Origin of the sequence: Pseudomonas sp. 1 R 17 (assembly GCF_900067035.1) — a bacterium.
Lineage (GTDB): Bacteria > Pseudomonadota > Gammaproteobacteria > Pseudomonadales > Pseudomonadaceae > Aquipseudomonas > Aquipseudomonas marginalis.
This window is the reverse complement of sequence record NZ_FKLB01000029.1, coordinates 1-25,243: the sequence shown is the minus strand read 5'-3', so window position 1 is coordinate 25,243 and position 25,243 is coordinate 1. Positions and strand designations below refer to the sequence as shown.

The following is a 25,243-nucleotide window of genomic DNA, read 5'->3' as shown; positions in this document are numbered from 1 at the left end:
CTGGTCCCATCGATTGCAGAGGGCTCTGAATGAAAATGCTCCCGCTACAAGCTGCCGTTGCCGCTGCGCTGTTAAGCGTGGCTATCGGCGTATCGGCCAAACCCCTGGTGGTCTGCACCGAAGCCAGCCCGGAGGGTTTTGACCCGGTCCTGTACACCACCGCCGTCACCGCCGACGCCGCCGCGGAAACCATGTTCAACCGCCTGGTGGACTTCAAGCCCGGCACCACCGAGATCGTGCCAGCGCTCGCCACTTCCTGGGAAATCAGTGACGACGGCCTGACCTATACCTTTCATCTGCGCGACGACGTCAAGTTCCACACCACCGACTACTTCAAACCCACGCGCAACATGAATGCCGACGACGTGCTCTGGAGCTTCCAGCGCCAACTGGACCCGAAACACCCGTGGCACAACAAATCCAGCGTGGGCTACCCGTACTTTGAAAGCATGGGCTTCAAGGAACTGCTCAAGAGCGTGGAGAAGACCGATGACCATACCGTGGTCTTCACTCTGACCCGCCCTGAGGCACCGTTCCTGGCCGATGTCGCGATGCCGTTCACCGCCATCCACTCCGCCGAGTACGCCGACAAGCTACTCGCCGCCGGCAAGACCGAAGAGCTCAACAGCAAGCCGATCGGCACCGGCCCGTTCATTTTCACACGCTACCAGAAGGACGCTCAGGTGCGCTTCAAGGCCAACCCGGAGTACTTCCGTGGCAAGCCTCCGGCCGATCCGTTGATCCTGGCCATTGCGGTCGACAACAACGTGCGCCTGCAGAAGCTCAAGGCCAACGAATGCCAGATCGCGCTGTATCCCAAGCCCGACGACCTTCCCAGCATCAAGAAAGACCCAAACCTGAAGGTCGCCGAACTGGCGGCGATGACCACCGCATACACCGCCCTGAACACCACCCACAAGTACATGAGCGACGCGCGGGTGCGTCACGCGATCAACATCGCGTTCGACAAGAAAGGCTACAACGAATCCCTGTATGGCAAAGGCAACGCCGTGGACGCCACCGGGCCGTATCCGCCGACCCTGCTGGGCTTCAACGATAAGCTGAAAAACCCTGAACGCGACCTGGACAAGGCCCGTGCCCTGCTCAAGGAAGCCGGTGTACCGGAAGGCACCGAGTTCACCCTGTTTACCCGTAACGGCGGTGGCCCGACCAACCCCAACCCGATGCTCGGCGCCCAGCGCATGCAGGCGGATCTGGCGCAGATCGGCCTGAAAGTGAACATCAAGGTCATGGAATGGGGCGAGATGCTCAAGCGCGCCAAAGCCGGCGAGCACGACATGGTTTCCGCCGGCTGGGCCGGTGACAACGGCGATCCGGATAACTTCCTTACGCCGAACCTGAGTTGCGATGCAGCGAAAAACGGCGAAAACTACGCCCGCTGGTGTAACAAAGAGTTTCAGGACTTGATCGATAAGGCCCGCGCCGACGCTGAACCCCAGCAGCGGGCCGCACTCTATCAACAAGCCCTGGAGGTTTTCGACAAGGACCAACCGTGGATTCCCATGGCGTACCCGAAAATGTTCACCGCCATGCGCAAGAACGTCGAGGGTTATACCCAAAGCCCTCTGACGAACAATAACTTCGCCACCACCCAGGTGAAGTAAATAAGAGAAACGCTCGGCACCGCCCACCAGGACGGTGCCGAACCTGCCTAACCGGCTGATTGAGGTACACCACAAGATGTTTAGTTTTATTGCCCGCCGACTGGGGTTATTGATCCCCACGTTTTTCGGCATCACGTTGCTCACGTTTGCGTTGATACGCATGATCCCTGGCGACCCTGTCGAAGTCATGATGGGCGAGCGGCGCGTCGACCCCGAGATGCACGCACAGGCAATGGAACGCCTTGGCCTTAACAAGCCGCTGTACGCGCAATACCTGGACTACGTCGGCAAGCTCGCCCACGGCGACCTTGGCGAATCCCTGCGTACCCGCACCAGCGTGTGGACCGAGTTCACCGCCCTCTTCCCGGCAACCCTGGAACTGTCCATGGCCGCCCTGTTGTTCGCCGGCATCCTGGGCCTGTTGGCCGGGGTGATCGCGGCACTCAAGCGAGGATCCCTGTTCGACCATGGGGTGATGGGCATCTCCCTGGCGGGCTATTCGATGCCGATCTTCTGGTGGGGCCTGATCCTGATCATGTTCTTCTCGGTGAGCCTGGGCTGGACCCCGGTTTCCGGGCGAATAGACCTGCTCTACGACATCGAGCCGCGCACCGGCTTCATGCTGATCGACACCCTGCTGGCTGACGAGCCGGACGCGTTCTGGGATGCGCTGCACCACCTGATCCTGCCGGCCATCGTGCTCGGCACCATCCCGTTGGCAGTGATCGCGCGGATGACCCGTTCATCCATGCTCGAGGTGCTGCGCGAAGACTACATCCGCACCGCCAAGGCCAAGGGCCTGTCGCCGGCGCGCGTGGTGTTCGTGCACGGCCTGCGTAACGCGCTGATCCCGGTACTCACCGTGGTCGGCCTGCAAGTCGGCACCCTGCTGGCCGGTGCGGTGCTGACCGAAACCATCTTCTCGTGGCCCGGCATCGGCAAATGGCTGATCGAGGCCATCGGCGCGCGAGACTACCCGGTGGTGCAAAACGGCATCCTGCTGATCGCCTGTCTGGTGATCCTGGTGAACTTCGTGGTGGACATCCTCTACGGCTTCGCCAACCCACGCATCCGTCACCAGCGCTGAGATCATGACCATGACCACACCTACTCAAGTGTCAGCAGTCGATCAAAGCCTGCTGTACCCGTCGCCGTACAAAGAATTCTGGCAAGCCTTTTCCAAGAACAAGGGCGCGGTTGCCGGCCTGCTGTTCATGTTGCTGATCGTGTTCTGCGCGATCTTCGCCCCCTGGGTAGCGCCGCATAACCCGAGCGAGCAATACCGCGATTTCCTGTTGACCCCGCCGTCGTGGCTGGAAGGCGGGCAGATCCAGTTCCTGCTCGGCACCGATGAGCTGGGCCGCGACCTGCTCTCGCGTCTGATCCAGGGCTCGCGCCTCTCGTTGCTGATCGGCTTGTCGTCGGTAGTGATGTCGCTGATCCCGGGCATCCTGCTGGGCCTGTTCGCCGGCTTCTTCCCGCGCCTGCTCGGGCCGACCATCATGCGCCTGATGGACATCATGCTGGCCCTGCCCTCGCTGCTGCTGGCGGTTGCCATTGTCGCGATCCTCGGCCCTGGCCTGATCAACACCGTGATCGCCATCGCCATCGTGTCGCTGCCTTCCTACGTACGTCTGACCCGCGCTGCGGTGATGGGCGAGCTGAACCGTGACTACGTGACTGCCGCCCGCCTCGCCGGTGCCGGCCTGCCCCGCCTGATGTTCATCACCGTTCTGCCTAACTGCATGGCACCGCTGATCGTGCAGGCGACCCTGAGTTTCTCTTCGGCGATCCTCGATGCCGCGGCCCTGGGCTTCCTTGGCCTTGGCGTACAACCGCCAACCCCCGAGTGGGGCACCATGCTGGCTTCGGCCCGTGACTACATCGAACGCGCCTGGTGGGTGGTGAGCCTGCCTGGCCTGACCATTTTGCTCAGCGTGCTGGCAATCAACTTGATGGGTGACGGCCTGCGCGACGCGCTGGACCCGAAACTCAAGAACGCCGCCTGAGGAGATTCCCATGTCACTGTTAGAAATCAAGAATCTCAACGTCCGCTTCGGCGACAAGACCGCCGTGCCGGTGGTCGATGGCCTCGATATTGCCGTCGACAAGGGCGAAGTCCTGGCCATCGTTGGCGAGTCGGGCTCGGGTAAATCCGTGACCATGATGGCGCTGATGGGGCTGATCGAGCACCCTGGCATCGTCACCGCCGACGCCCTGAACTTCGACGGCAAGGACATGCTCAAGCTGAGCAACCGCCAGCGCCGCCAGATCGTCGGCAAAGACCTGGCGATGGTGTTCCAGGACCCGATGACCGCGCTGAACCCTAGCTACACCGTGGGTTTCCAGATCGAAGAAGTGCTGCGCCTGCACCTGAAAATGTCCGGCAAGCAAGCCCGCAAGCGCGCCATCGAGCTGTTGGAAAAAGTCGAGATCCCAGGCGCCGCCAGCCGTATGGACGCCTACCCGCACCAGTTGTCCGGCGGTATGAGCCAGCGTGTGGCAATCGCCATGGCGATTGCCGGCGAGCCGAAACTGCTGATCGCCGACGAACCGACCACGGCGTTGGACGTCACCATTCAAGCGCAAATCATGGACCTGCTCCTGGCCCTGCAAAAAGAGCAGAACATGGGCCTGGTACTGATCACCCACGACCTGGCAGTGGTGGCTGAAACCGCCCAGCGCGTGTGCGTGATGTACGCCGGACAAGCCGTGGAAGTCGGCCAGGTGCCGCAGTTGTTCGATATCCCGGCGCACCCGTACAGCGAAGCGCTGCTCAAGGCGATCCCCGAGCACAGCCTCGGCGCCACGCGCCTGGCCACGCTGCCGGGTATCGTGCCCGGCCGCTATGACCGCCCGCAGGGTTGCCTGCTGTCGCCACGCTGCCCGTATGTGCAGGAAAGCTGCCGTGCCCAGCGGCCCGGCCTTGATCCGAAAAGCAACAGCCTTGCGCGCTGCTTCTACCCCTTGAACCAGGAGGTGGCGTAATGGCCGTCGTTCTTACTGCCCGCGACCTGACCCGGCATTACGAAGTGTCCCGTGGCCTGTTCAAGGGCCACGCCACCGTGCGTGCCCTCAACGGCGTGTCCTTCGAACTGGAAGCCGGCAAGACCCTCGCGGTTGTAGGCGAGTCAGGTTGCGGCAAATCCACCCTGGCCCGTGCGCTGACGCTGATTGAAGAGCCATCCTCGGGCTCGTTGAAAATCGCCGGCCAGGAAGTCGCCGGTGCCGACAAGGCCCAGCGCAAGCAATTGCGCAAAGACGTGCAGATGGTGTTCCAGAGCCCGTATGCCTCGTTGAACCCACGCCAGAAGGTTGGTGATCAACTGGGCGAGCCGCTGCTGATCAACACCAACCTGTCCGCCGCCGAACGCCGCGAGAAAGTGCAGGCGATGATGAAGCAAGTGGGCCTGCGCCCTGAGCATTACCAGCGCTACCCGCACATGTTCTCCGGTGGCCAGCGTCAGCGCATTGCCCTGGCGCGCGCGATGATGCTGCAACCGAAAGTGCTGGTGGCGGATGAACCCACCTCGGCGCTGGACGTGTCGATCCAGGCCCAGGTGCTCAACCTGTTCATGGACCTGCAGCAGGAATTCAACACCGCCTACGTGTTCATCTCCCACAACCTGGCGGTGGTGCAGCACGTCGCCGACGATGTGATGGTGATGTACCTCGGTCGCCCGGTGGAAGTGGGCCCCAAGGAAGACATCTACGCCCGCCCCCTGCATCCGTACACCCAGGCGCTCCTCTCGGCCACCCCGACCATTCATCCGGATCCGAACAAACCGAAGATCAAAATCGTTGGCGAGTTGCCCAACCCACTGAACCCGCCGCCTGGCTGCGCGTTCCACAAGCGTTGCCCGTATGCGACGGCACGTTGCAGCAGCGAGGAACCGCAGTTGCGCGCGCTGGATAACCGTCAGGTGGCTTGCCACTACGCGGAGCAGTTCGTTGCTTGAGTAAAACATCTGCCACGTAGCAGCTGCCGAGCCTTGGCGAGGCTGCGTCAGCGGTATGTCAGACACACCGCGAACGCAGCCTCGCCAAGGCTCGGCAGCTGCTACGGAACATCAGATTAAAAATGTGTAAGCAGTGATACAGCGTTCTACAGCCCTTCCCGTCAGGTTGCGCATCAGCTTGGTGGGAGGGGCTTTCTTTTGGCCACGGTTAACTGTCGCCGTCGTCATAGGTTTCGCTGTCTTCCCCTTCGTTATAGGGGTTTTCTGCATCTTCCTTGGGCGCAGGCTGGGCCTGGGGTTGCCAACTGCCGGAGTTGACCTCGTTCTGCTTTTTCTTGGTGACCGGGCCGGTGTCTTTCCACTGCGGCGCTCCTGCGCCCGCCAGTGCCGGAAGGGACGTCAGCCCCAGGACGGCCAGCAACACCAGGGGAATGACGCGTTGAGCATTTCGCACGGTGATCTCCTTTGCAGTCGGTAGATAAACGCTAGACCCGATGCCGGGTTCTCGCCAATCTAACGGCTGGTGAAGAAAAAAATGTGGGGAGGGGCAAGCCCCCTACCACATTTTGTTTTCGGCGCTCAGACCTTAGTGGTGCTCGCGGGTCGCGCGGAATTTCACATCCGGCCAGCGCTCTTCCATCAGCGCCAGGTTGACCCGGGTCGGGGCCAGGTAGGTCAGGTGACCACCGCCGTCGACTGCAAGGTTTTCCACAGCCTTGTTGGAGAACTCTTCCAACTTCTTCTTATCGCTGCAATCGATCCAGCGCGCGGAGTACACGGTGATCGGCTCGTAGGAGCATTCGACCTTGTATTCCTCTTTCAAGCGGCTGGCGACCACATCGAACTGCAGCACACCCACGGCGCCGAGGATGATGTCGTTGCTGCGCTCGGGGAAGAACACCTGGGTGGCGCCCTCTTCCGCCAGTTGCTGCAGGCCTTGGCGCAATTGCTTGGATTTCAGCGGGTCACGCAGGCGCACGCGGCGGAACAGTTCCGGGGCGAAGTGCGGGATACCGGTGAAGCCCAGCGCTTCGCCTTCGGTGAAGGTGTCGCCGATCTGGATGGTGCCGTGGTTGTGCAGGCCGATGATGTCGCCGGCGTAGGCCTCTTCGAGCTGTTCACGCTCGGAGGAGAAGAACGTCAGGGCGTCGCCGATGCGCACGTCCTTGCCGGTGCGCACGTGACGCATCTTCATGCCTTTTTCGTACTTGCCCGAGCAGATGCGCATGAAGGCAATACGGTCGCGGTGCTTGGGGTCCATGTTCGCCTGGATCTTGAACACGAAGCCGGTGAATTTCTCTTCCACCGGTTCCACGGTGCGCTCGTTGGCGACACGGGCAAGGGGCTTTGGCGCCCAGTTCACGACAGCGTCGAGCACATGGTCGACACCGAAGTTGCCCAGGGCGGTCCCGAAGAACACCGGGGTCAGCTGGCCGTCGAGGAATTCCTGCTGGTTGAACTCGTGACAGGCGCCCTGCACCAGTTCCAGTTGGTCGACAAAGCGGTCGTACTCGTCACCCAGGTGGGCGCGGGCTTCGTCGGAGTCGAGCTTCTCGATGATTTTCACATCGGTACGTTCGTGACCATGGCCGGCGGTGTAGACAATGATGTAGTCATCGGCCAGGTGGTACACGCCCTTGAAGTCGCGGTAGCAACCGATCGGCCAGGTGATCGGCGCAGCCTTGATCTTCAGGACGGCTTCGATTTCATCCAGCAATTCGATCGGGTCGCGGATATCACGGTCGAGTTTGTTGATGAAGCTGACAATCGGCGTATCACGCAGCCGGCATACGTCCATCAGCGCGATGGTACGCGGCTCGACGCCCTTACCGCCGTCGAGGACCATCAGTGCCGAGTCCACCGCGGTCAGGGTGCGGTAGGTGTCTTCGGAGAAGTCTTCGTGGCCCGGGGTGTCGAGCAGGTTGACCATGTGGTCGCGATACGGGAACTGCATGACCGACGTGGTAATGGAAATACCCCGTTGTTTTTCCATTTCCATCCAGTCAGAGGTGGCATGGCGGTCGGATTTGCGCGATTTCACCGTGCCGGCCACTGCGATCGCCTTGCCCATCAGCAGGAGCTTCTCGGTGATGGTGGTTTTACCGGCATCGGGGTGGGAAATAATGGCGAAAGTGCGGCGTTTCGCGACTTCGGCGGCCTGGTGGGTCATGGGAAATCGCCTGGCAGGTGAGTCAAAAAAGGGCGGCGAGTATAGCGCAAACCGCAGGTGCCGGACCACCGTTCACCCCATTGGGGGTGGCTAAATGCTGCCAAGTATGGAACCTTTTAAAAGGTAGAGACGTCCACTCCCCTGCTACCGCACTCGGAACAGGGGCTGATAAATCAGCAAGTTAGCCTGACGAGGCTGCGCTCATGGCTCGATTTGATACCGCGTTGCCGGTATTGGCGAGCTGCTTTTCGCGACCACATTTGCCGACAGCCAGGAATGGCACTGCCGCTCGGAAATGTGTTCGCCGACAAAAGAAAAAAGGAGTCCGCCTGTGGCTATTCGCTATGGCAAAGGGCTGATAGGAGGAGTGGTTGTCGTCGCTCTCCTGGCCCTGCTGGTCCACTGGATCGGCATCAACACGATCGAACTGTACCGCGACGATTTGTTGTTTTACCTGCAAGCTCATTTGATCCTGGTTCTAGTCTCCATGCTGGCCGCCCTCGTCGTGGGCATCCCCGCCGGTATCCTGCTTAGCCGACCAAACATGGTCGGGCGCGCAGAACGCTTCATGCAGATCTTCAACATCGGCAACACCGTCCCGCCCCTGGCCGTACTGGCCATCGCCCTCGGCGTCCTCGGCATCGGCAGTGGCCCGGCCATCTTCGCGCTGTTCCTCGCCTCCTTGTTGCCCATCGTGCGCAACACCTACGAAGGCCTCAAAAACGTTCAAGGCTCGTTGAAAGAAGCCGCCACCGGCATCGGCATGACCCCGCGGCAGGTGCTGTTTCGCGTCGAATTGCCCAACGCCGTGCCAATCATCATCGGCGGTGTGCGCGTGGCCCTGGCGATCAACGTGGGTACCGCGCCGCTGGCGTTCCTGATTGGTGCCAACAGCCTGGGCAGCCTGATTTTCCCCGGCATCGCCCTGAACAATCAGCCGCAATTGCTGCTGGGTGCCGCATGCACCGCGTTGCTGGCGTTGCTGCTCGACGGCCTGGTGACCATGGCCAGCCGCCTCTGGCTGGAACGCGGGTTGCGTCCGTCTTAAGGCTTGGCAAAGGAATACACATGAAAAAAATCACCTTGATACTGAGCTGCGTCCTGCTGTTTGCAGGTTTTGCGCAAGCTGCCGAAAAACCCGTGATCCGCATTGGCGCGCGGGTGTTCACCGAACAGACCCTGCTGGCCGAAATCACCTCCCAGTACCTGCGCACCAAGGGCTATGACACCCGGGTGACCGGCGGCCTGGGCAGCAACCTGGCGCGCAGTGCCCAGGAAAGCGGGCAACTGGACCTGATCTGGGAATACACCGGCGTGTCGCTCGTGGCCTACAACCATGTCGATGAGAAGCTCGACAGCGAACAGTCCTACGCCCGAGTGAAAGAACTCGACGCGAAAAAAGGCCTGGTCTGGCTGTCGCCGTCGCGCTTCAGTAACACCTACGCCCTGGCACTGCCGGAGAAAGTCGCTGAAGAACATCCCGAGATCAACAGCATCAGCGACCTCACCAAGGCCATGGCGGCAGATACCAAGGAACACCGCCTGGTGGCCCTGGACACCGAGTTCGCCAACCGCTCCGACGGCCTGGCCGGCATGGTCAAGCTGTACGACATGAACCTCACGCGCAAAAAAACCCGGCAGATGGACGCCGGTCTGGTCTACACCGCCCTGCGTAATGGCCAGGTGTTTGCGGGCCTGGTCTACACCACTGACGGTCGTCTGAACGCCTTCAAGCTCAAGCTGCTGGCGGATGACATGCACTACTTCCCGGACTACACCGCCGCGCCGGTGGTACGTCAGGAATACCTCGACAAGCACCCGCAATTGGCTGCTGAGCTCAAGCCGCTGGCCAATCTGTTCGACGACGAAACCATGCGTCGGCTGAACGCGCGGGTCGACGTCGACCATGAAAGCCCCTCCGCTGTTGCCGCCGATTTCCTGCGCCAACATCCGATCAACTAAGAAGGAGAAGACATGGAATTCCTGAACGCCTTTTCCCATCTTGATTGGGCCCAGGTCCTGCACCTGACCTGGCAGCACATCACCCTGGTCGGTATCGCGGTGATCCTGGCGATTGTCGTCGGCGTGCCCCTCGGCGTGCTGATGACCCGCTTCCCGACCCTCGCCGGCCCGTTGCAAGCCAGCGCCACGGTGCTGCTGACCGTGCCGTCCATCGCCCTGTTCGGCCTGCTGCTGCCGTTCTACTCCAAGTTTGGCCAGGGCCTGGGGCCGATGCCGGCGATCACCGCCGTGTTCCTCTACTCCCTGCTGCCGATCATGCGTAACACCTACCTGGCCCTCACCGGCGTTGAACCGGGCATTCGCGAAGCCGCCAAAGGCATCGGCATGACCTTCGGCCAGCGCCTGCGCATGGTCGAGTTGCCCATCGCCGTGCCGGTGATCCTCGCCGGTGTGCGTACCGCCGTGGTGATGAACATCGGCGTCATGACCATCGCCGCCACCATCGGTGCCGGTGGCCTGGGTGTACTTATTCTGGCTTCCATCAGCCGCAGCGACATGTCGATGCTGATCGTTGGCGCCGTGCTGGTCAGTCTCCTGGCCATCTTCGCCGACCTGCTTCTGCAATGGCTGCAACGCTCGCTGACTCCAAAAGGACTGCTCAAATGATCGAACTTCAAAACCTGACCAAGACTTTTCAAAGCAACGGCAAAACTGTTTCGGCCGTGAACGACGTAAGCCTGACCGTCAACGAAGGCGAGATTTGCGTATTCCTCGGCCCTTCGGGCTGCGGCAAGAGCACCACGCTGAAAATGATCAACCGCCTGATCAAGCCGACCTCGGGCAAGATCCTGATCAACGGCGAAGACACCACCGACCTCGATGAAGTGACCTTGCGTCGCAACATCGGCTACGTGATCCAGCAGATCGGCCTGTTCCCCAACATGACCATCGAGGAAAATATCGTGGTCGTGCCCAAGCTGCTCGGTTGGGACAAGCAGAAATGCCACGACCGCGCCCGCGAGTTGATGAGCATGATCAAGCTGGAACCCAAGCAGTACCTGCATCGCTACCCGCGTGAACTGTCGGGCGGCCAGCAACAGCGGATCGGCGTGATCCGCGCACTGGCGGCCGACGCCCCGCTGCTGCTGATGGATGAGCCGTTCGGCGCGGTCGACCCGATCAACCGCGAGATGATCCAGAACGAGTTCTTCGAGATGCAACGTGCGCTGAACAAGACCGTGATCATGGTCAGCCACGACATCGACGAAGCCATCAAGCTGGGTGACAAGATCGCCATCTTCCGCGCTGGCAAGCTGCTGCAGATCGACCACCCGGACACCCTGCTGGCCCATCCAGCCGATGAGTTCGTCAGCAACTTCGTGGGCCAGGACAGCACCCTCAAGCGCCTGTTGCTGGTGAAGGCTGAAGATGCGGCGGACAACGCCCCATCGGTGAGCCCAGAAACTCCGGTGGCCGAGGCCCTGGAGCTGATGGACGAAACCGACCGCCGTTATGTGGTCGTCACCTGTGCCGAGAACAAAGCGCTGGGCTATGTACGCCGTCGCGACCTGCACCGTCAGACCGGCACTTGCGGCCAGTACCTGCGCGAGTTCAACGCCACGGCGGCGTATGACGAGCATTTGCGCATCCTGTTGTCGCGCATGTACGAGTTCAACCGCTCGTGGTTGCCGGTGATGGATGCGGAACGGGTGTTCCTGGGTGAAGTGACCCAGGAGTCGATTGCCGAGTACCTGAGTTCCGGTAAGTCCCGTGGAGGCAAGACCAGCATCGTGTCGCCTGCCGAGACCGCACTGGCCTGACACAACGCGGTAAAAAATGTGGGAGGGGGCTTGCTCCCGATAGCGGTGGATCAGTGACAGATGAAGTGACTGACACACCGCCATCGGGAGCAAGCCCCCTCCCACATTTCCCCTTCGGTGAGTCAGGGAAATCGCCTCGATTACCACTCAGCGGGGAACATCAATCCGTCACACCTGTCGGTTACATAAGTAGCTGCACGCCATCGCGCGACGAACGCGTGCAAAAACGCGACATTTTTAGTTGATCTATGGCCCCTCACGTCCTAAAGTTCGCGCCGAACGTCCATGCTGGAAACGATCCATCCGGCTCAAGTACTGACGACGAGACAGCAAGGCCAAGGGAAGCGACTATTCCCATGGCCTTTTTGCTTTCGGCGACATGCCTTGGGAAGTAGGCGAACCAAAGTGGGGATACGGAGGACGTTCATTTGCACCCATTGATCAATTTAGTTTGCCCTTAGGAGTTCCCAGCATGTCGATCAACGTCGAAGATTATTTCGCGCGCGCCACTTTTGACAAAATGAAGGCGTTCGCCGACAAACAGGAAACCCCGTTCGTGGTGATCGACACCGCGATGATCAGCCAGGCCTACGATGACCTGCGCGCCGGTTTCGAATTCGCCAAGGTGTATTACGCGGTCAAGGCCAACCCGGCCGTCGAGATCATCGACCTGTTGAAAGACAAAGGCTCGAGCTTCGATATCGCCTCGATCTACGAGCTGGACAAGGTCATGGACCGCGGCGTCAGCGCCGACCGTATCAGCTACGGCAACACCATCAAGAAATCCAAGGACATCCGCTACTTCTACGAGAAGGGCGTGCGCCTGTTCTCCACCGACTCCGAAGCCGACCTGCGCAATATCGCCAAGGCCGCGCCGGGGTCGAAAGTGTATGTACGTATCCTCACCGAAGGCTCGACCACGGCTGACTGGCCTCTGTCGCGCAAATTCGGCTGCCAGACCGACATGGCCATGGACCTGCTGATCCTCGCTCGTGACCTCGGCCTGGTGCCCTACGGCATTTCGTTCCACGTTGGCTCGCAGCAACGCGACATCAGCGTGTGGGACGCGGCAATCGCCAAGGTCAAGGTGATCTTCGAGCGCCTGAAGGAAGAAGACGGCATCCACCTCAAGCTGATCAACATGGGCGGCGGCTTCCCGGCCAACTACATCACCCGCACCAACAGCCTGGAAACCTACGCCGAAGAAATCATCCGCTTCCTCAAGGAAGACTTCGGCGATGACCTGCCGGAAATCATCCTCGAGCCAGGCCGTTCGCTGATCGCCAACGCCGGCATCCTGGTCAGTGAAGTGGTATTGGTTGCACGTAAATCCCGTACCGCCGTCGAGCGTTGGGTGTACACGGATGTGGGCAAGTTCTCCGGCCTGATCGAAACCATGGACGAAGCCATCAAGTTCCCGATCTGGACCGAGAAGAAAGGCGAGATGGAAGAAGTGGTCATCGCCGGCCCGACCTGCGACAGCGCCGACATCATGTACGAAAACTACAAGTACGGCCTGCCGCTGAACCTGGCGATCGGTGATCGCTTGTACTGGCTGTCGACCGGTGCCTACACCACCAGCTACAGCGCGGTTGAGTTCAATGGCTTTCCGCCGTTGAAGTCGTTCTACGTGTAAGACGGCCGCACACAAGAAGCCCATGACATGTCATGGGTTTTTTTATGCCTCAGGCAAGGCTCACGGCCCGTTGGCGGAAGGCCTCGGCCAGCGCTCGAACCCGCGGATCACTCGCCGCCGCCAAGGCCTTGTGGGCTGTTCGCAGGAACTTGAGATTTCCGCCCGCCAGCGCCTTGCGCAACCACTCCAGCGCCGCCTCGACCTGGCCCCTGTCGGCCAACACCGCCGCGTAACTGAACTGCCCGCGAAAATCCCCGGCCTCGGCTGAGCGTCGATACCACTCCACAGCCGCCTCCAGGTCCCTCGGGCAAACCTGAGCGTCTTCCAGGTAGCGCCCCAGCAGGTTCATCGACTTGGCATGCCCCTGTTCTGCGGCTTGCCGATACAGGGCCAGCGCGTGCTGCGGGTTCTCGGCAACACCCCGGCCCGTCGCCAGCAGATTGGCATAGTTGTACTGGCCCCAATCCAATCCCGCGTCTGCCGCCAAGCGGTATTCCCGCGCAGCCGCCGCTTCGTCGATGGCACACCCCCAGCCATGCTCCAGGCAACGCCCGGCCATATTGCGCGCCATTAAATGCCCGCCCTGCGCCGCAATCTGGAACCAACGCAGCGCCAGCGCTTCATCGCGCGCAATACCGCGGCCTTCCAGCAGGATTTGCCCGAGCAAGGCCTGGGCATCCACCACGCCCTCCTTGGCCGCGATCAAAATCGCCTGGGCCGCGCGCACCGGCGAGTCGTCGAGCATGCCCTGCAATTGCTCAACGTTGAGCACTTCTTCGCGGTGCAATAAAAAGCCCATGTCAGACCTCGACCCAGCGACGCAACAGGTTGTGATAGGTGCCGGTGAGCTGGATCAGCCCTGGGTGGTCGGGGACATCACGGCTCAATTGCTGGATGGCGCCGTCCATCTCGAACAGCAGCGTACGCTGGCTGTCTTCACGCACCAGGCTTTGGGTCCAGAAAAACGCGGCATAGCGCGCACCTCGGGTCACGGCGTTGACTTTGTGCAGGCTGGAGCCTGGATACAACACCATATCGCCGGCCGGCAACTTCACGCGCTGCAGGCCGAAAGTGTCCTGGATCTCCAGTTCGCCGCCGTCATAGTCGTCCGGGTCGCTGAAGAACAGCGTGGACGACAGGTCCGTGCGCACCCGTTCATGGCTGCCCCTGGCCTGGCGCACGGCATTGTCGATATGGAAATCGAAGCTGCCACCAGCCGTGTAGCAATTGAGCAGCGGCGGGAAGACCTTGTGCGGTAACGCCGCTGACATAAACAGAGGATTTTTCCACAACCGTTCGAGCATTGCCGCGCCGATCTCCTTGGCCAGCGGGTGGCCTTCGGGCAATTGCAGGTTGTGCTTGGCTTTGGCGGACTGGTGCCCGGCGGTGATTTTGCCATCGGCCCAATCGGCGGTTTCCAGGGCGTGGCGGATGCGCTGCACTTCCTCGCGAGAGAACAGGCCGGGAATGTGCAGCAGCATGGGGCAATACCTGTAGGCAAAGAGGCGCCAATGGTATTGATTCTTATCCGCCCTGTAAAACGCCGGAGACGAACGAGAACGTAAAAACCGTAAGGCAAAAGTGTAAAGAATGTAAATTCAGTGCGAATAGTAATGTATCGCAATTGATAGAAAGTCTTGTTCGCCCTATATTCCGCCGCCTCACCTCCTTGGGGAAAGGACACGTCATGTCGCGCACCACCACAAAAACACCTGTTGGCTCACCCCGTATGCTGGCTTCGGCCATCGGCGTTGCGCTCAGCGCCAGCTCTGTCGCCCATCTGGCGCAGGCGGCCGAAGACACTGAACAAAAAGGCCAGCGCAACAGCATCGCCCTCGGCGCCACCAGCATCACCGGCGAAGAACAGGACAACACCGCGTACCAGGTCGAAAAAGCCTCGTCGCAAAAATACACCGCGCCGCTGGTGGACACGCCGCGCTCGGTGACCGTGGTGCCACAACAAGTCCTCAAGGACACCGCCGCCACCTCGCTGCAGGATGCCCTGCGCACCGTACCGGGGATTACCTTCGGCGCCGGCGAAGGCGGCAACCCCCAGGGCGACCGTCCATTCATCCGTGGTTTCGACGCCCAGGGCGACACCTACCTGGACGGCGTGCGCGATACCGGCGGCCAGAGCCGTGAGATTTTCGACATCGAGTCCATCGAAGTCAGCAAAGGCCCGAACTCCTCCTTCGGCGGTCGTGGCTCGGCCGGTGGCAGCCTCAACCTGGTGAGCAAGACCCCGCAAGCCCGGGACTTCACCAACGGCGGCTTCACTTACGGTTCCGACCAGACCCGCCGCTATGTACTCGACGTGAACCGTCAGTTCCTCGACGACAGCGCCGCGTTCCGCCTGAACCTGATGAGCCACGAACAGAACGTGGCTGGCCGTGACGCGGTCAATTACGACCGCTGGGGCGTGGCCCCATCGCTGACCTTCGGCCTGGGCACGCCGACCCGCGTCAACCTCAGCTACTACCATATGGAAAGCAATGACCTGCCGGACTCGGGCATTCCGTATGGCTACAGCTCTTCGACCGCCACCACTCACGTGCACGACAAACCCACCGACGGCGGCGACAGCAATAACTTCTACGGTCTCAAGGACCGCGACTTCCGCAAGACCCGCGCGGACATCAGCACGTTCTCCATCGAGCACGACCTGAACGACGACATGACGCTGAAAAACACCCTGCGCCATGGCAGCACCGGCCAGGATTACGTGCTCACGCAGCCGGACGATAGCCAACGCAACGTCAACCGTTTCGGCACCGTGTGGCGTCGCGCGAACACTCGCGTCTCCACCACCACGACCACCACCAACCAGACAGATCTGTTCGGCAATTTCCAGGCGCTTGGCTTCAAGCACAGCTACTCCACCGGCCTGGAATTCACCGGCGAAGAAACCCGCGTCAGCGGTTACACCGTCACACCGAACAGCAACCCGACGTGCACCGTGGCCGGCGGCGGCCGCGGTGGACAGTGCACCTCGCTGAGCAACCCGAATCCGGACGACGCCTGGACCGGCAGCATCGCGCGCAATTACAACGGCACCAATACCAAGGCCACCAGCCGTGCCGCCTATGTGTTCGACACCATCGAACTCGATCCGAAATGGCTGCTAAACGTCGGCCTGCGCTACGACACCTTCGACACCGAAGCCAACACCAACGCCGTACCGACCTCGACGGTCAGGGCGCGCAGCAAGGTCAAGGACGACAGCCAGTTCTTCAACTGGCAGGCCGGCCTGGTCTGGAAGCCTTTGGAGAACGGCAGCATCTACACCTCCTACGCGACCTCGGCCTCACCGGCAGGTGGACTGGTGGGCGAAGGAGTCGACAGCAATGCGATTCCTACCGGCATCAACACCAGCGACCTCAAGCCCGAAGAAACCGTCAACTACGAGCTGGGCACCAAGTGGGACCTGTTCCACAACCGTCTGTCCCTGTCTGCCGCAGTGTTCCGTACCGAGAAGAAAAACACCCGCATCCTGGTGGACTCCAACACCTACGAAACGGCAGGCGAGTCGCGGGTCGATGGCCTGGAACTGTCCGCCAGCGGCAAGATCACCGAACAGTGGCAAGTATTCGCCGGCTACAGCTACCTGAAAGCCGAACTGGTTGACCCAGGCAAAAACGGCAACCGCCAGGGCGTCGTCCAGGCCGGTTCCAACAAAGGCAACCAAATGCCCAACACGCCGGAGAACTCGTTCAGCCTGTGGACCACCTATAACCTGACCCCGAAGCTGACCATCGGCGGTGGCGCGTTCTACGTCGATCAGGTTTACGGCGATGCGGCCAACACCGTGTATGTGCCCTCCTACACCCGCTACGACGCCATGGCCAGCTATAAGCTGAGCAAAAACGTCGACCTGCAATTGAACGTGCAGAACCTGACAGACAAGACCTATTACGACAAAGCCTACGCCTCGCACTTCGCCAACCAGGCGGCGGGCCGCACGGCGCTGCTGTCCACAAGCTTCCACTTCTAAACGGTCAGCAGCCCACAAAGCCCCACGCATCGGATGCGTGGGGCTTTTGCATGTCAAACAGAATGTTTCTCGACAACCCACGGCATAATGCGCGCCGTGCCCTACATATTCAGATAGACGAGGCGGTCCGACGTGTTGAAGAAAACCCTGTTCCAGTTGCACTGGTTCTTCGGCATCACTGCCGGGCTGGTGCTGGCCTTGATGGGGATCACCGGGGCTGCGGTCTCGTTTCAGGATGAGATTCTGCGGGCGCTCAACCCGAGCGTGTTGAGCGTGGAGAAACGCGAAGCCGGCGTGCTGCCGCCCGCCGAGCTGGTGCGCAAGCTGGAAGCCACCGAAGGCAAGGCCGTGTCCATGCTGTGGGTGGAAAGCGAAAGCGGCAATGCCGCCCGCGTGTTCTTCACCCCGCCGCCGGGCGAGCGCCGTGGCCAGATGCGCTATTTCGACCCCTACACCGGCGACTACATGGGCGACGCGGTCGGCCAGGATGTACTCGGTTTTATCCTGCAACTGCACCGCTTCCTGGCCATGGGCGAAACCGGCCGGCAGATCACCGGCGCCTGCACGCTGATCCTGGTGTTCTTCTGCCTGTCCGGCCTGTACCTGCGCTGGCCGCGCCAGGTCGCCAACTGGCGTGCCTGGCTGACGCTGGACTGGCGCAAAAAGGGCCGCAGCTTCAACTGGGATTTGCATTCGGTGTTCGGCACCTGGTGCCTGCTGGCCTACCTGCTGGCGGCGCTGACCGGCCTGTCCTGGTCCTACGACTGGTACAGCCAGGGCCTGACCAAACTGCTGTCCGACGCGCCGCAGAATGAACGGATGCGCAAGCGCGGCCCACCGCCCGCAGGTCCGGCACCGGTGGCCAACTACGACGCGATCTGGAGCAGCATCTACAGCAACGCCGGCCCAGACTTGAGTGCCTATAACATCCGCATGCCAGCCGTCGCCGGGCAACCCGCCATCGTCTATTACCTGCTCAAAGACTCCCCCCACGACCGCGCACTGAACCAGATCAACCTGGACCCGGCCACCGGCGAGGTCAAATCCCATGACACGTACGCCGGCAAAACTTTCAAGTCGCAGTTACTCACCAGCATCTACGCGCTGCACACCGGCAGTTATTTCGGCCTGGCGGGGCGCATTATCCTCACTGTCAGCTCGCTGCTCATGCCGCTGTTCTTCATCACCGGCTGGCTGCTGTACCTGGACCGTCGCCGCAAAAAGCGCCAGGTGCGCGACGCGCGCAAAGGCCTCAGTACCAACCACAGTGATGCCCCGGCCTGGCTGATCGGCTTTGCCAGCCAGAGCGGGTTTGCCGAGCAACTGGCCTGGCAGACCGCCGGGCAATTGCAGGCGGCCGGCCTGCCGGTGAAGGTGCAGCCTCTGGGCAGTGTCAGCCAGGACGACTTGCGCCAGTCGGAAAATGCGCTGTTCGTAGTCAGCACCTTCGGCGACGGCGAAGCGCCCGACAGCGCCCGCAGTTTCGAGCGCAGCGTGCTCGGCCAGGATCTGTCACTCAAAGGCCTGAACTACTCGGTACTGGCCCTGGGTGATCGCCAGTACCAACACTTCTGTGGCTTTGCCCGGCGCCTGCATTTCTGGCTGACCCACCAGGGCGGTAACCCACTGTTCGCGCCGGTGGAAGTGGACAGCGGCGACAGTGCCGCCCTGCTGCACTGGCAACAACAGCTTGGACAGCTGACGGGCCAGGCACCCGCCGCCGCCTGGCCGACCGCCCAGTATGAAAACTGGACGCTGAGCCAGCGCACCCTGCTCAACCCCGGCAGCGCCAGCTCGGACGTCTACCTGCTGGGCCTCACATCGCCATCGAAACAAAACTGGCTGGCCGGCGACCTGGTGGAAATCCTGCCGCGCAATTGCCCGTGGGCCATCGAGCACTTCCTCGAAGGCCTGGGGCTGATCGGCACCGACGGCGTGCTGATCGACGGCCTGCCACACACACTCAACCAGGCCCTTGCGACCCGCCAACTGCCGGACAACCGGGCGCACCTGGTCGGCCTGCACGCTCAAGCGCTGGTGAACGCGCTCGCGCCCCTGGGCATGCGCGAATACTCCATCGCCTCGATCGCCAGCGACGGCGTGCTGGAATTGATCGTGCGCCAGGAACGCCACCCCGACGGCAGCCTGGGTGTGGGCTCGGGCTGGCTCACCGAGCATGCGGCCATTGGTTCGGCGATCAGCCTGCGCTTGCGCCGTAACAGTGGCTTCCACCTGCCGGAGGCGCCGGTGCCATTGATCCTGCTGGGTAACGGCACCGGCCTGGCCGGTTTGCGCAGCTTGCTCAAGGCGCGCATTGCCGATGGCCAGCAGCGCAACTGGCTGCTGTTCGGCGAACGCACCATCGCCCACGACTACCTGTGCCGGGACGAGCTGCAAGGCTGGCTGGCCAGTGGTGACCTGGCCCTGCTGGACCTGGCGTTTTCCCGGGATCAGGAGGAGAAAATCTACGTGCAGGATCGCCTGCGTGAATCCGCCGATGTCCTGCGTAAATGGCTCGCGGACGGCGCGGCGATTTATGTGTGCGGCAGCTTGCAGGGGATGGCGACGGGTGTGGACCAGGCGCTGGTCGACATCCTCGGGAGTGAGGCAGTGGAGCGCTTGATCGAACAGGGGCGCTACCGCCGGGATGTCTACTGATGTGATCCAATGTGGGAGGGGCTTGCCCCCTCCCACATTTGGATTGCATTTCAAGTCAGGTGGGTTGCAGCTTCTGTTCGAATACCGAGACCCCATCCAGGTCGCGCAAAATCACGGTCAACTCCGCTGTCTGCCCGTCAATCTGCACTTCGCCAAAAAACTGAAACCCGGCAAACGGCGAGGTGTTCTGCGCAGGCGGGGCCTTCTCGAACACCACCTCAGGGCCAAAGGTTTTATCCAAGGGATTCGGACCGAAGCTGCCCGCATTCAGAGGCCCGGCGACAAACTCCCAGAACGGCTCGAAATCCTGGAACGCCGCCCGATCCGGGTGGTAGTGATGGGCCGCGCAGTAATGCACATCCGCCGTCAACCACACATGGTTGCGTACCTTTTGCGCGCGCAGAAAGCCGAGTAATTCGGCGATTTCCAGCTCGCGGCCTTGCGCCGGGCCTGGATCATTATTGGCGATGGCTTCCCAGCGCGGCACGCCGGGGCTGACTTCGCCGTCGGGCACGCCGAGGCCGATGGGCATGTCGGCGGCGATCACCTTCCACCGCGCCTGGGAGACCTTGAGTTCGCGCTTGAGCCAGTTCAACTGCTCGCGGCCGAGGAAGGGTTTTTCACCGCCCAGGTTGTCGTCGTTGGGGCCGCGATAGCTGCGCATGTCGAGCACGAATACATCCAGCAACGGGCCATAACTGAGCGTGCGATAAATCCGCCCGCCGCCGTCTGCGCTTTGCCGGCGCATGGGTGAATACTCAAGCCAGGCCTGGCGTGCGCGGCTCACCAAGGTGTTGATGTCCTTGGTCTGGTAGCGCTCGTCAAGTTGCTTGCCGGGCGACCAGTTATTCACCACTTCATGGTCATCCCACTGCCAGATCTGCGGCACCTCGGCATTGAAGCGACGCACGTTTTCGTCCAGCAGGTTGTAGCGGTAGTTGCCGCGATACTCGTCGAGGGTTTCGGCGACCTTGCTCTTGGCTTCGGTGGTGATATTGCGCCAGATGCGCCCGCCCTCGGTGGGCAACTGCGCGGGCACCGGGCCGTCGGCGTAGATGGTGTCGCCGCTGTGGATAAAGAAGTCCGGCAGGCGCAGGCGCATGGCTTCGTAGATGCGCATACCGCCGATGTCCGGGTTGATGCCAAAGCCTTGGCCGACGGTGTCGCCGCTCCACACAAAACGGATGTCGCGGCGTTGTTGCGGCACGCTGCGCAGGTGGCCGAACCACGGCTCGCTGGCGACGCCGGTCTGGGCGTCCTCAAAGTGCACGCGGTAGAAAATCGCCTGGTCGGCGGGCAGCCCGGTGAGTTCGACGCGGGCGGTAAAGTCGGTGCGGTTGTCGGCCAGGGACGAGACGAATTTGCGCGGGTTGCTGAACACGCTGCGGGTGTCCCACTCCACCACCATGCGCGCCGGGCGGTCGCTGCGGCTCCAGATCATCGCGCGATCACCGAGCAGGTCGCCGGACTGCACGCCGTCGGTGAGTTGCGGCCGGTCCTTGATCGACGCGATCACCGCCGGGGCCAGGCCCGGCAGCAGCAGACCGGCGCCGACGGCTTGCATCACACGGCGACGGCCGAGATCGAAGTGGCTCATGCAGGTGCCCTCTTGAGTATCAAAAGGGCCACTAAAGCATGCGCTTATGACACCGGTGCGACAGCAAGCTCCACCACTTCCGGACGCTTGATCAGCGCATACACCAAACCGGTCAGCAGGCTACCGGCAACGATTGCCAGCAGGTACAGCAGCGCATGGTTCATCGCATTCGGGATCACCAGCACAAACAGGCCGCCGTGGGGCGCCGCCAGTTTGCAGCCGAAGTACATCGACAGCGCCCCGGTCAACGCGCCACCGGCGATGCTGGCCGGGATCACGCGCAGCGGGTCCTTGGCGGCAAACGGTATCGCGCCCTCGGAGATAAAGCACATGCCCAGGATCATCGCGGCCTTGCCGGCCTCGCGTTCGGTCTGGGCGAACTTGCGTCGCGCCAGGAACGTGGCGATGCCCATGCCGATTGGCGGCACCATGCCCGCCGCCATGGTCGCGGCCATCGGTGCGCCGCTCTGTGCCGCCAGCAAGCCGACGGAAAACGCATACGCCGCCTTGTTGATCGGCCCGCCCAGGTCGACACACATCATGCCGCCCAACAGGATGCCCAGCAGCACCGCATTGGTGGTGCCCATGGTCGCGAGAAAATCGGTCAGGCCCGTGAGCATGCGCGCCACCGGCGGTCCCACCAGGTAGATCATCGCCAGGCCCGTGAACAGGCTTGCCAGCAGCGGAATGATCAGGATCGGCTTGAGTGCTTCCAGGCTCTGCGGCAACTTCACCACACGGGTGATCAGCTTGACGCAATAACCGGCGAGAAACCCGGCGAAGATCCCGCCGATAAAACCGGCCCCCAGCGTACCCGCCAGCAGGCCACCAATCATGCCGGGGGCAATGCCCGGACGGTCGGCAATCGAGTACGCGATATAACCCGCCAGCAGCGGCACCATCAGCATAAAGGCGCGGTCGCCGACGGTTTTCAGCGCAGCCGCCAACGTGCCTTCCTGCTCAAACGCATGGATGCCGAACACGAATGACAAGGCGATCAGCAAACCGCCCGCCACCACCATCGGCAACATGAACGACACACCGGTCAGCAGGTGTTTGTAGACGCCGGTTTTTTCTTTCTTGGCCACGGCACCGCTGCCCGCACTTTCCACCGCGCCTTCGGCCAGGGCCTTGTTGAGGGTGGCCTCGGATTGCTTGAGCGCAATACCGGTGCCGCAACGGTAGATCTTCTTGCCGGCGAAACGCTCGGTGGCCACTTCGATGTCGGCCGCCAGCAGCACCACGTCGGCATTGGCGATGGCCTCGGGGCTCAACGGCGTACGCGCACCGACCGAGCCCTGGGTCTCGACCTGCAAGTCATAGCCCAGGCGCTTGGCGGTCTGTTGCAAGGCTTCGGCGGCCATGAAGGTATGGGCCACGCCGGTCGGGCATGCGGTAATCGCGACGATGCGCGGGGCATGCTTCGACGCAGCCGCTGCCTGGCTGACGACATACTCTTGGGCTTCTTCAGCGCCCCGGCGCAACACCGCCTCGACATCCGCCAGCGCCTGGGCCGGTGTGCTCTGGAACACCCGCTTGCCGACAAACCGCTGCATATCCACCGCCGTGCTGCTGACCAGCAACACCCATTCGGCGGCGTCGATGGTGGCCTGGGACAACTGGCGCTCCGGGCGCTGTACATCCACCACCTCGACGCTGGTGCTCCAGCCCTGGCGTTGAGCGGCGGCGTCCAACAAGCGGGCGCACAGCACACTGGTGACCATGCCGTTCGGGCAGGCAGTAACAATGGCTAACTTCATGACAAACCCTCTTATTGTTCTGTCAGCGGGCGTACAGCGACGCCGCTTTCAAGACGCGCCAGCTGCGCGGCGTCGCGGATGCCGAAACCGATCTGTGTCACCGCCATGGCGGCAATTGCCGTGGCGCGACGCAGGGTTTGTTCAGGCGCTTCAGACTCAAGCAAACCATGGAGCATCCCGGCCAGCAGCGAATCGCCGGCACCTACCGTACTGGCCACCGTCACCTTGGGCGGCGTGGCATGCAGGGTGGTGGCCCGGCTGTACCAGCTCACGCCCGCGGCACCGTCGGAGACGACCACATGTTCAACACCCTGCTGATGCAGTTGGCTGATGACGTTGGTGGCATTGCCCAGGGCATCGGCGAGCTCTTCGGTATTGGGTTTGATCAACCACGGGGCCGCCTTGAGACCGGCACGCAGCGCCTCGCCGCTGGTGTCCAGGGCGACTTTCAAGCCCAGACGCTTCAGGTGTTCCAACAGCCCCTGCAACCACTGCGGGCTGACGCCACACGGCAAGCTGCCGGCGACGACCACCGCATCATGGCCCGGCGCAATGCGCGTCAATTGGTCGAGCAACGCTTGCTGCGCCTGCTCACTGACCAACGGCCCCGGCGCATTGATGTCGGTGACCCGGCCGTCCTGCTCGGCAATCTTGATATTGCTGCGGGTTTCGCCGGGCACGCGGATAAACGCGTCGGCAAAACCACGTTGTGCAATCAGCGCCTCGAAGGCTTGGGGATTGTCCTCGCCGAGAAAACCGCCCACGGTCACTTGATGGCCCAGGTCGGCCAAGACTTGCGCCACATTCACGCCCTTGCCGGCGGCATGGGTGAGCAGGGTTTCGCTGCGGTTGACTTCACCCGGTTCCAGGCGCGCCAGGCGTACCGTCAGGTCCAACGCCGGGTTCAGCGTCAGGGTCAGAATCCTTGCCATCTACACGGCCTCCACAAGGGCACGCACTTCGGCGGGCGAACCCACCGCCAGTGCTTTTTGCGCCAGGCCCTGGGCCTCGCTCAGACTGAATTCACGCACCCGCGCCTTCACTTCGGGAATGCTGCGGGCCGACACGCTCAACTCATCCACACCCAGGCCGACCAGCACCGGCACCGCCAGCGGGTCCGCCGCCAGTTCGCCGCACACGCCGACCCATTTGCCATGGGCATGGGCCGCACGCACGGTGATGTCGATCAGTTGCAATACCGCCGGGTGCAGGCCATCGGCCTGGGCCGACAAGGTCGGGTGGCCACGGTCGATGGCCAGGGTGTACTGGGTCAGGTCGTTGGTGCCGACACTGAAGAAGTCCACTTCCTTGGCCAGCACCGGCGCCAACAGTGCGGCGGACGGCACTTCGATCATGATCCCCAGTTGCAGGTCGGCCACCGGGATTTCCAGGCGCAGGCGTTCGGTCATGTCGCGGGCGGCACGCCATTCATCCACGCTGCCGACCATGGGGAACATGATGCGCAACGGGCGGTTATCCGCCGAGCGCAGCAGTGCGCGCAATTGCGCTTCCATGATCTGCGGGCGTTGCAGGGTCAGGCGAATACCGCGTACGCCGAGGAAGGGGTTTTCTTCCTCGGCAATCGGCCAATACGGCAGCGGTTTGTCGCCGCCCACATCGAGGGTGCGCACCACCAGCGGGCGGCCACCGAGGCCGTCGAGCACACGACGGTACTCGGCTTCCTGGGTGGCTTCGTCCGGGGCTTGGGGGTGGGCCATGAAAATCAGTTCGGTGCGCAGCAAACCAATGCCTTCGGCGCCCTGCTCCACGGCGCTGGCCACACCGGCGCTTTCGCCGATATTGGCGAACACTTCCACGGCGTGACCATCACGGGTCAGCGCCGGTTCGTGGCGCTGGGCCGAGGCGGCCTGCAAGCGTTGCTCACGGGTATCGCGCTCGACGGTGGCACGTTGCAGGGTGGCTGCATCGGGGTCTACATGCAGGCGACCGCGCTGGCCATCCAGCAACAACGGCGTGCCGGCGGCCAGCAGCAATACCGCCGGGCCGGCACCGACCAACGCGGGAATACCGAGGGCCCGCGCGACAATAGCGCTGTGGGCCGTCG

At 62.2% G+C, this 25,243-nt stretch carries 20 protein-coding genes; 12 read left to right on the top strand and 8 right to left on the bottom strand.

The features are described 5' to 3' along the window. The first annotated feature begins 29 nt into the window (after window positions 1-29). The 5 genes from BFP99_RS08755 to BFP99_RS08735 all read left to right on the top strand — a co-directional run bounded on the left by BFP99_RS08755 (window position 30) and on the right by BFP99_RS08735 (window position 5,584). Window positions 30-1,625, top strand: a complete 1,596-nt coding sequence (locus BFP99_RS08755; protein WP_027604857.1) for an ABC transporter substrate-binding protein — start codon at window positions 30-32, stop codon at window positions 1,623-1,625. 76 nt (window positions 1,626-1,701) lie between these two features. Next, window positions 1,702-2,712 carry an ABC transporter permease subunit gene (locus tag BFP99_RS08750; protein WP_003215992.1) on the top strand — a complete coding sequence of 337 codons (1,011 nt, stop codon included), beginning with the start codon at window positions 1,702-1,704 and terminating at the stop codon, window positions 2,710-2,712. A 10-nt stretch (window positions 2,713-2,722) separates the two neighbouring features. Then, entirely contained in the window at window positions 2,723-3,634 is a 912-nt protein-coding gene (locus tag BFP99_RS08745; RefSeq protein ID WP_027604858.1) for an ABC transporter permease subunit, read from the top strand. 10 nt (window positions 3,635-3,644) lie between these two features. Continuing rightward, on the top strand, window positions 3,645-4,613 hold the full coding sequence (locus BFP99_RS08740) for an ABC transporter ATP-binding protein (RefSeq protein WP_065938502.1): 969 nt from the start codon (window positions 3,645-3,647) through the stop codon (window positions 4,611-4,613). After that, window positions 4,613-5,584 (top strand): peptide ABC transporter ATP-binding protein, encoded by a 972-nt coding sequence (locus BFP99_RS08735; protein WP_016971590.1) that lies wholly within the window; start codon window positions 4,613-4,615, stop codon window positions 5,582-5,584. The genes BFP99_RS08740 and BFP99_RS08735 overlap by 1 nt, the downstream gene beginning before the upstream one ends. 208 nt (window positions 5,585-5,792) lie before the next feature. On the opposite strand, the gene BFP99_RS08730 is transcribed toward BFP99_RS08735, so the two are convergent. Both BFP99_RS08730 and BFP99_RS08725 read right to left on the bottom strand, forming a co-directional pair. After that, a complete protein-coding gene (locus BFP99_RS08730) occupies window positions 5,793-6,038 on the bottom strand; it encodes a hypothetical protein (RefSeq protein WP_065924323.1) in 246 nt (81 codons plus the stop codon). A gap of 132 nt (window positions 6,039-6,170) precedes the next feature. Further along, a complete protein-coding gene (locus tag BFP99_RS08725) occupies window positions 6,171-7,754 on the bottom strand; it encodes a peptide chain release factor 3 (RefSeq protein ID WP_053131660.1) in 1,584 nt (527 codons plus the stop codon). Between the two features lie 331 nt (window positions 7,755-8,085). On the opposite strand from BFP99_RS08725, the gene BFP99_RS08720 reads away from it, so the two are divergent. The 5 genes from BFP99_RS08720 to BFP99_RS08700 all read left to right on the top strand — a co-directional run bounded on the left by BFP99_RS08720 (window position 8,086) and on the right by BFP99_RS08700 (window position 13,172). Beyond that, window positions 8,086-8,802, top strand: coding sequence for an ABC transporter permease (locus tag BFP99_RS08720; protein ID WP_027604862.1), 717 nt, complete (start codon window positions 8,086-8,088; stop codon window positions 8,800-8,802). Between the two features lie 20 nt (window positions 8,803-8,822). Then, the gene (locus BFP99_RS08715) at window positions 8,823-9,716 is read left to right on the top strand and encodes a glycine betaine ABC transporter substrate-binding protein (RefSeq protein WP_065947106.1); all 894 of its coding nucleotides are present in this window, start codon (window positions 8,823-8,825) and stop codon (window positions 9,714-9,716) included. Window positions 9,717-9,728: 12 nt separating this feature from the next. Further along, the gene (locus BFP99_RS08710; protein ID WP_027604864.1) at window positions 9,729-10,382 is read left to right on the top strand and encodes an ABC transporter permease; all 654 of its coding nucleotides are present in this window, start codon (window positions 9,729-9,731) and stop codon (window positions 10,380-10,382) included. Then, window positions 10,379-11,536 (top strand): osmoprotectant ABC transporter ATP-binding protein OsmV, encoded by a 1,158-nt coding sequence (locus BFP99_RS08705; RefSeq protein ID WP_053131666.1) that lies wholly within the window; start codon window positions 10,379-10,381, stop codon window positions 11,534-11,536. Before BFP99_RS08710 ends, BFP99_RS08705 begins: the two co-directional genes overlap by 4 nt. A 472-nt stretch (window positions 11,537-12,008) precedes the next feature. After that, the gene (locus BFP99_RS08700; protein ID WP_014716890.1) at window positions 12,009-13,172 is read left to right on the top strand and encodes a type III PLP-dependent enzyme; all 1,164 of its coding nucleotides are present in this window, start codon (window positions 12,009-12,011) and stop codon (window positions 13,170-13,172) included. 49 nt (window positions 13,173-13,221) lie between these two features. On the opposite strand, the gene BFP99_RS08695 is transcribed toward BFP99_RS08700, so the two are convergent. After that, a complete protein-coding gene (locus tag BFP99_RS08695) occupies window positions 13,222-13,971 on the bottom strand; it encodes a tetratricopeptide repeat protein (protein ID WP_065947105.1) in 750 nt (249 codons plus the stop codon). Window position 13,972: 1 nt separating this feature from the next. Further along, complete coding sequence (locus tag BFP99_RS08690) at window positions 13,973-14,653, bottom strand: Fe2+-dependent dioxygenase (RefSeq protein ID WP_065947104.1); 681 nt, start codon at window positions 14,651-14,653, stop codon at window positions 13,973-13,975. 206 nt (window positions 14,654-14,859) lie between these two features. Between BFP99_RS08690 and BFP99_RS08685 the strand changes: the two genes are divergently transcribed. Both BFP99_RS08685 and BFP99_RS08680 read left to right on the top strand, forming a co-directional pair. Then, on the top strand, window positions 14,860-17,163 hold the full coding sequence (locus BFP99_RS08685; protein ID WP_065947103.1) for a TonB-dependent receptor: 2,304 nt from the start codon (window positions 14,860-14,862) through the stop codon (window positions 17,161-17,163). A 132-nt stretch (window positions 17,164-17,295) separates the two neighbouring features. After that, complete coding sequence (locus BFP99_RS08680) at window positions 17,296-19,821, top strand: PepSY domain-containing protein (RefSeq protein WP_065947102.1); 2,526 nt, start codon at window positions 17,296-17,298, stop codon at window positions 19,819-19,821. Window positions 19,822-19,876: 55 nt separating this feature from the next. Here the strand turns inward: BFP99_RS08680 and BFP99_RS08675 are convergent, their stop codons facing one another. The 4 genes from BFP99_RS08675 to ptsP form a co-directional block, all read right to left on the bottom strand. Beyond that, window positions 19,877-21,418: an alkaline phosphatase D family protein gene (locus BFP99_RS08675; protein ID WP_065947101.1), complete on the bottom strand. Its 1,542-nt coding sequence runs from the start codon at window positions 21,416-21,418 to the stop codon at window positions 19,877-19,879. A gap of 44 nt (window positions 21,419-21,462) precedes the next feature. After that, a complete protein-coding gene (locus tag BFP99_RS08670) occupies window positions 21,463-23,178 on the bottom strand; it encodes a PTS fructose-like transporter subunit IIB (protein ID WP_065947100.1) in 1,716 nt (571 codons plus the stop codon). 11 nt (window positions 23,179-23,189) lie between these two features. Then, entirely contained in the window at window positions 23,190-24,110 is a 921-nt protein-coding gene (pfkB, locus tag BFP99_RS08665) for a 1-phosphofructokinase (protein WP_065924095.1), read from the bottom strand. Next, a partial coding sequence (gene ptsP / locus BFP99_RS08660) for a phosphoenolpyruvate--protein phosphotransferase (protein ID WP_065947099.1) occupies window positions 24,111-25,243 on the bottom strand: 1,133 nt, incomplete at its 5' end. It abuts the gene before it with no gap.

Bases quoted from the DNA above. Each gene is read 5' to 3' on its own strand.
- BFP99_RS08755 (WP_027604857.1), top strand. From the start codon at position 30: ATGAAAATGCTCCCGCTACAAGCTGCCGTTGCCGCTGCGCTGTTAAGC.
- BFP99_RS08750 (WP_003215992.1), top strand. From the start codon at position 1,702: ATGTTTAGTTTTATTGCCCGCCGACTGGGGTTATTGATCCCCACGTTT.
- BFP99_RS08745 (WP_027604858.1), top strand. From the start codon at position 2,723: ATGACCACACCTACTCAAGTGTCAGCAGTCGATCAAAGCCTGCTGTAC.
- BFP99_RS08740 (WP_065938502.1), top strand. From the start codon at position 3,645: ATGTCACTGTTAGAAATCAAGAATCTCAACGTCCGCTTCGGCGACAAG.
- BFP99_RS08735 (WP_016971590.1), top strand. From the start codon at position 4,613: ATGGCCGTCGTTCTTACTGCCCGCGACCTGACCCGGCATTACGAAGTG.
- BFP99_RS08725 (WP_053131660.1), bottom strand. From the start codon at position 7,754: ATGACCCACCAGGCCGCCGAAGTCGCGAAACGCCGCACTTTCGCCATT.
- BFP99_RS08715 (WP_065947106.1), top strand. From the start codon at position 8,823: ATGAAAAAAATCACCTTGATACTGAGCTGCGTCCTGCTGTTTGCAGGT.
- BFP99_RS08710 (WP_027604864.1), top strand. From the start codon at position 9,729: ATGGAATTCCTGAACGCCTTTTCCCATCTTGATTGGGCCCAGGTCCTG.
- BFP99_RS08705 (WP_053131666.1), top strand. From the start codon at position 10,379: ATGATCGAACTTCAAAACCTGACCAAGACTTTTCAAAGCAACGGCAAA.
- BFP99_RS08700 (WP_014716890.1), top strand. From the start codon at position 12,009: ATGTCGATCAACGTCGAAGATTATTTCGCGCGCGCCACTTTTGACAAA.
- BFP99_RS08695 (WP_065947105.1), bottom strand. From the start codon at position 13,971: ATGGGCTTTTTATTGCACCGCGAAGAAGTGCTCAACGTTGAGCAATTG.
- BFP99_RS08690 (WP_065947104.1), bottom strand. From the start codon at position 14,653: ATGCTGCTGCACATTCCCGGCCTGTTCTCTCGCGAGGAAGTGCAGCGC.
- BFP99_RS08685 (WP_065947103.1), top strand. From the start codon at position 14,860: ATGTCGCGCACCACCACAAAAACACCTGTTGGCTCACCCCGTATGCTG.
- BFP99_RS08675 (WP_065947101.1), bottom strand. From the start codon at position 21,418: ATGAGCCACTTCGATCTCGGCCGTCGCCGTGTGATGCAAGCCGTCGGC.
- BFP99_RS08670 (WP_065947100.1), bottom strand. From the start codon at position 23,178: ATGAAGTTAGCCATTGTTACTGCCTGCCCGAACGGCATGGTCACCAGT.
- pfkB (WP_065924095.1), bottom strand. From the start codon at position 24,110: ATGGCAAGGATTCTGACCCTGACGCTGAACCCGGCGTTGGACCTGACG.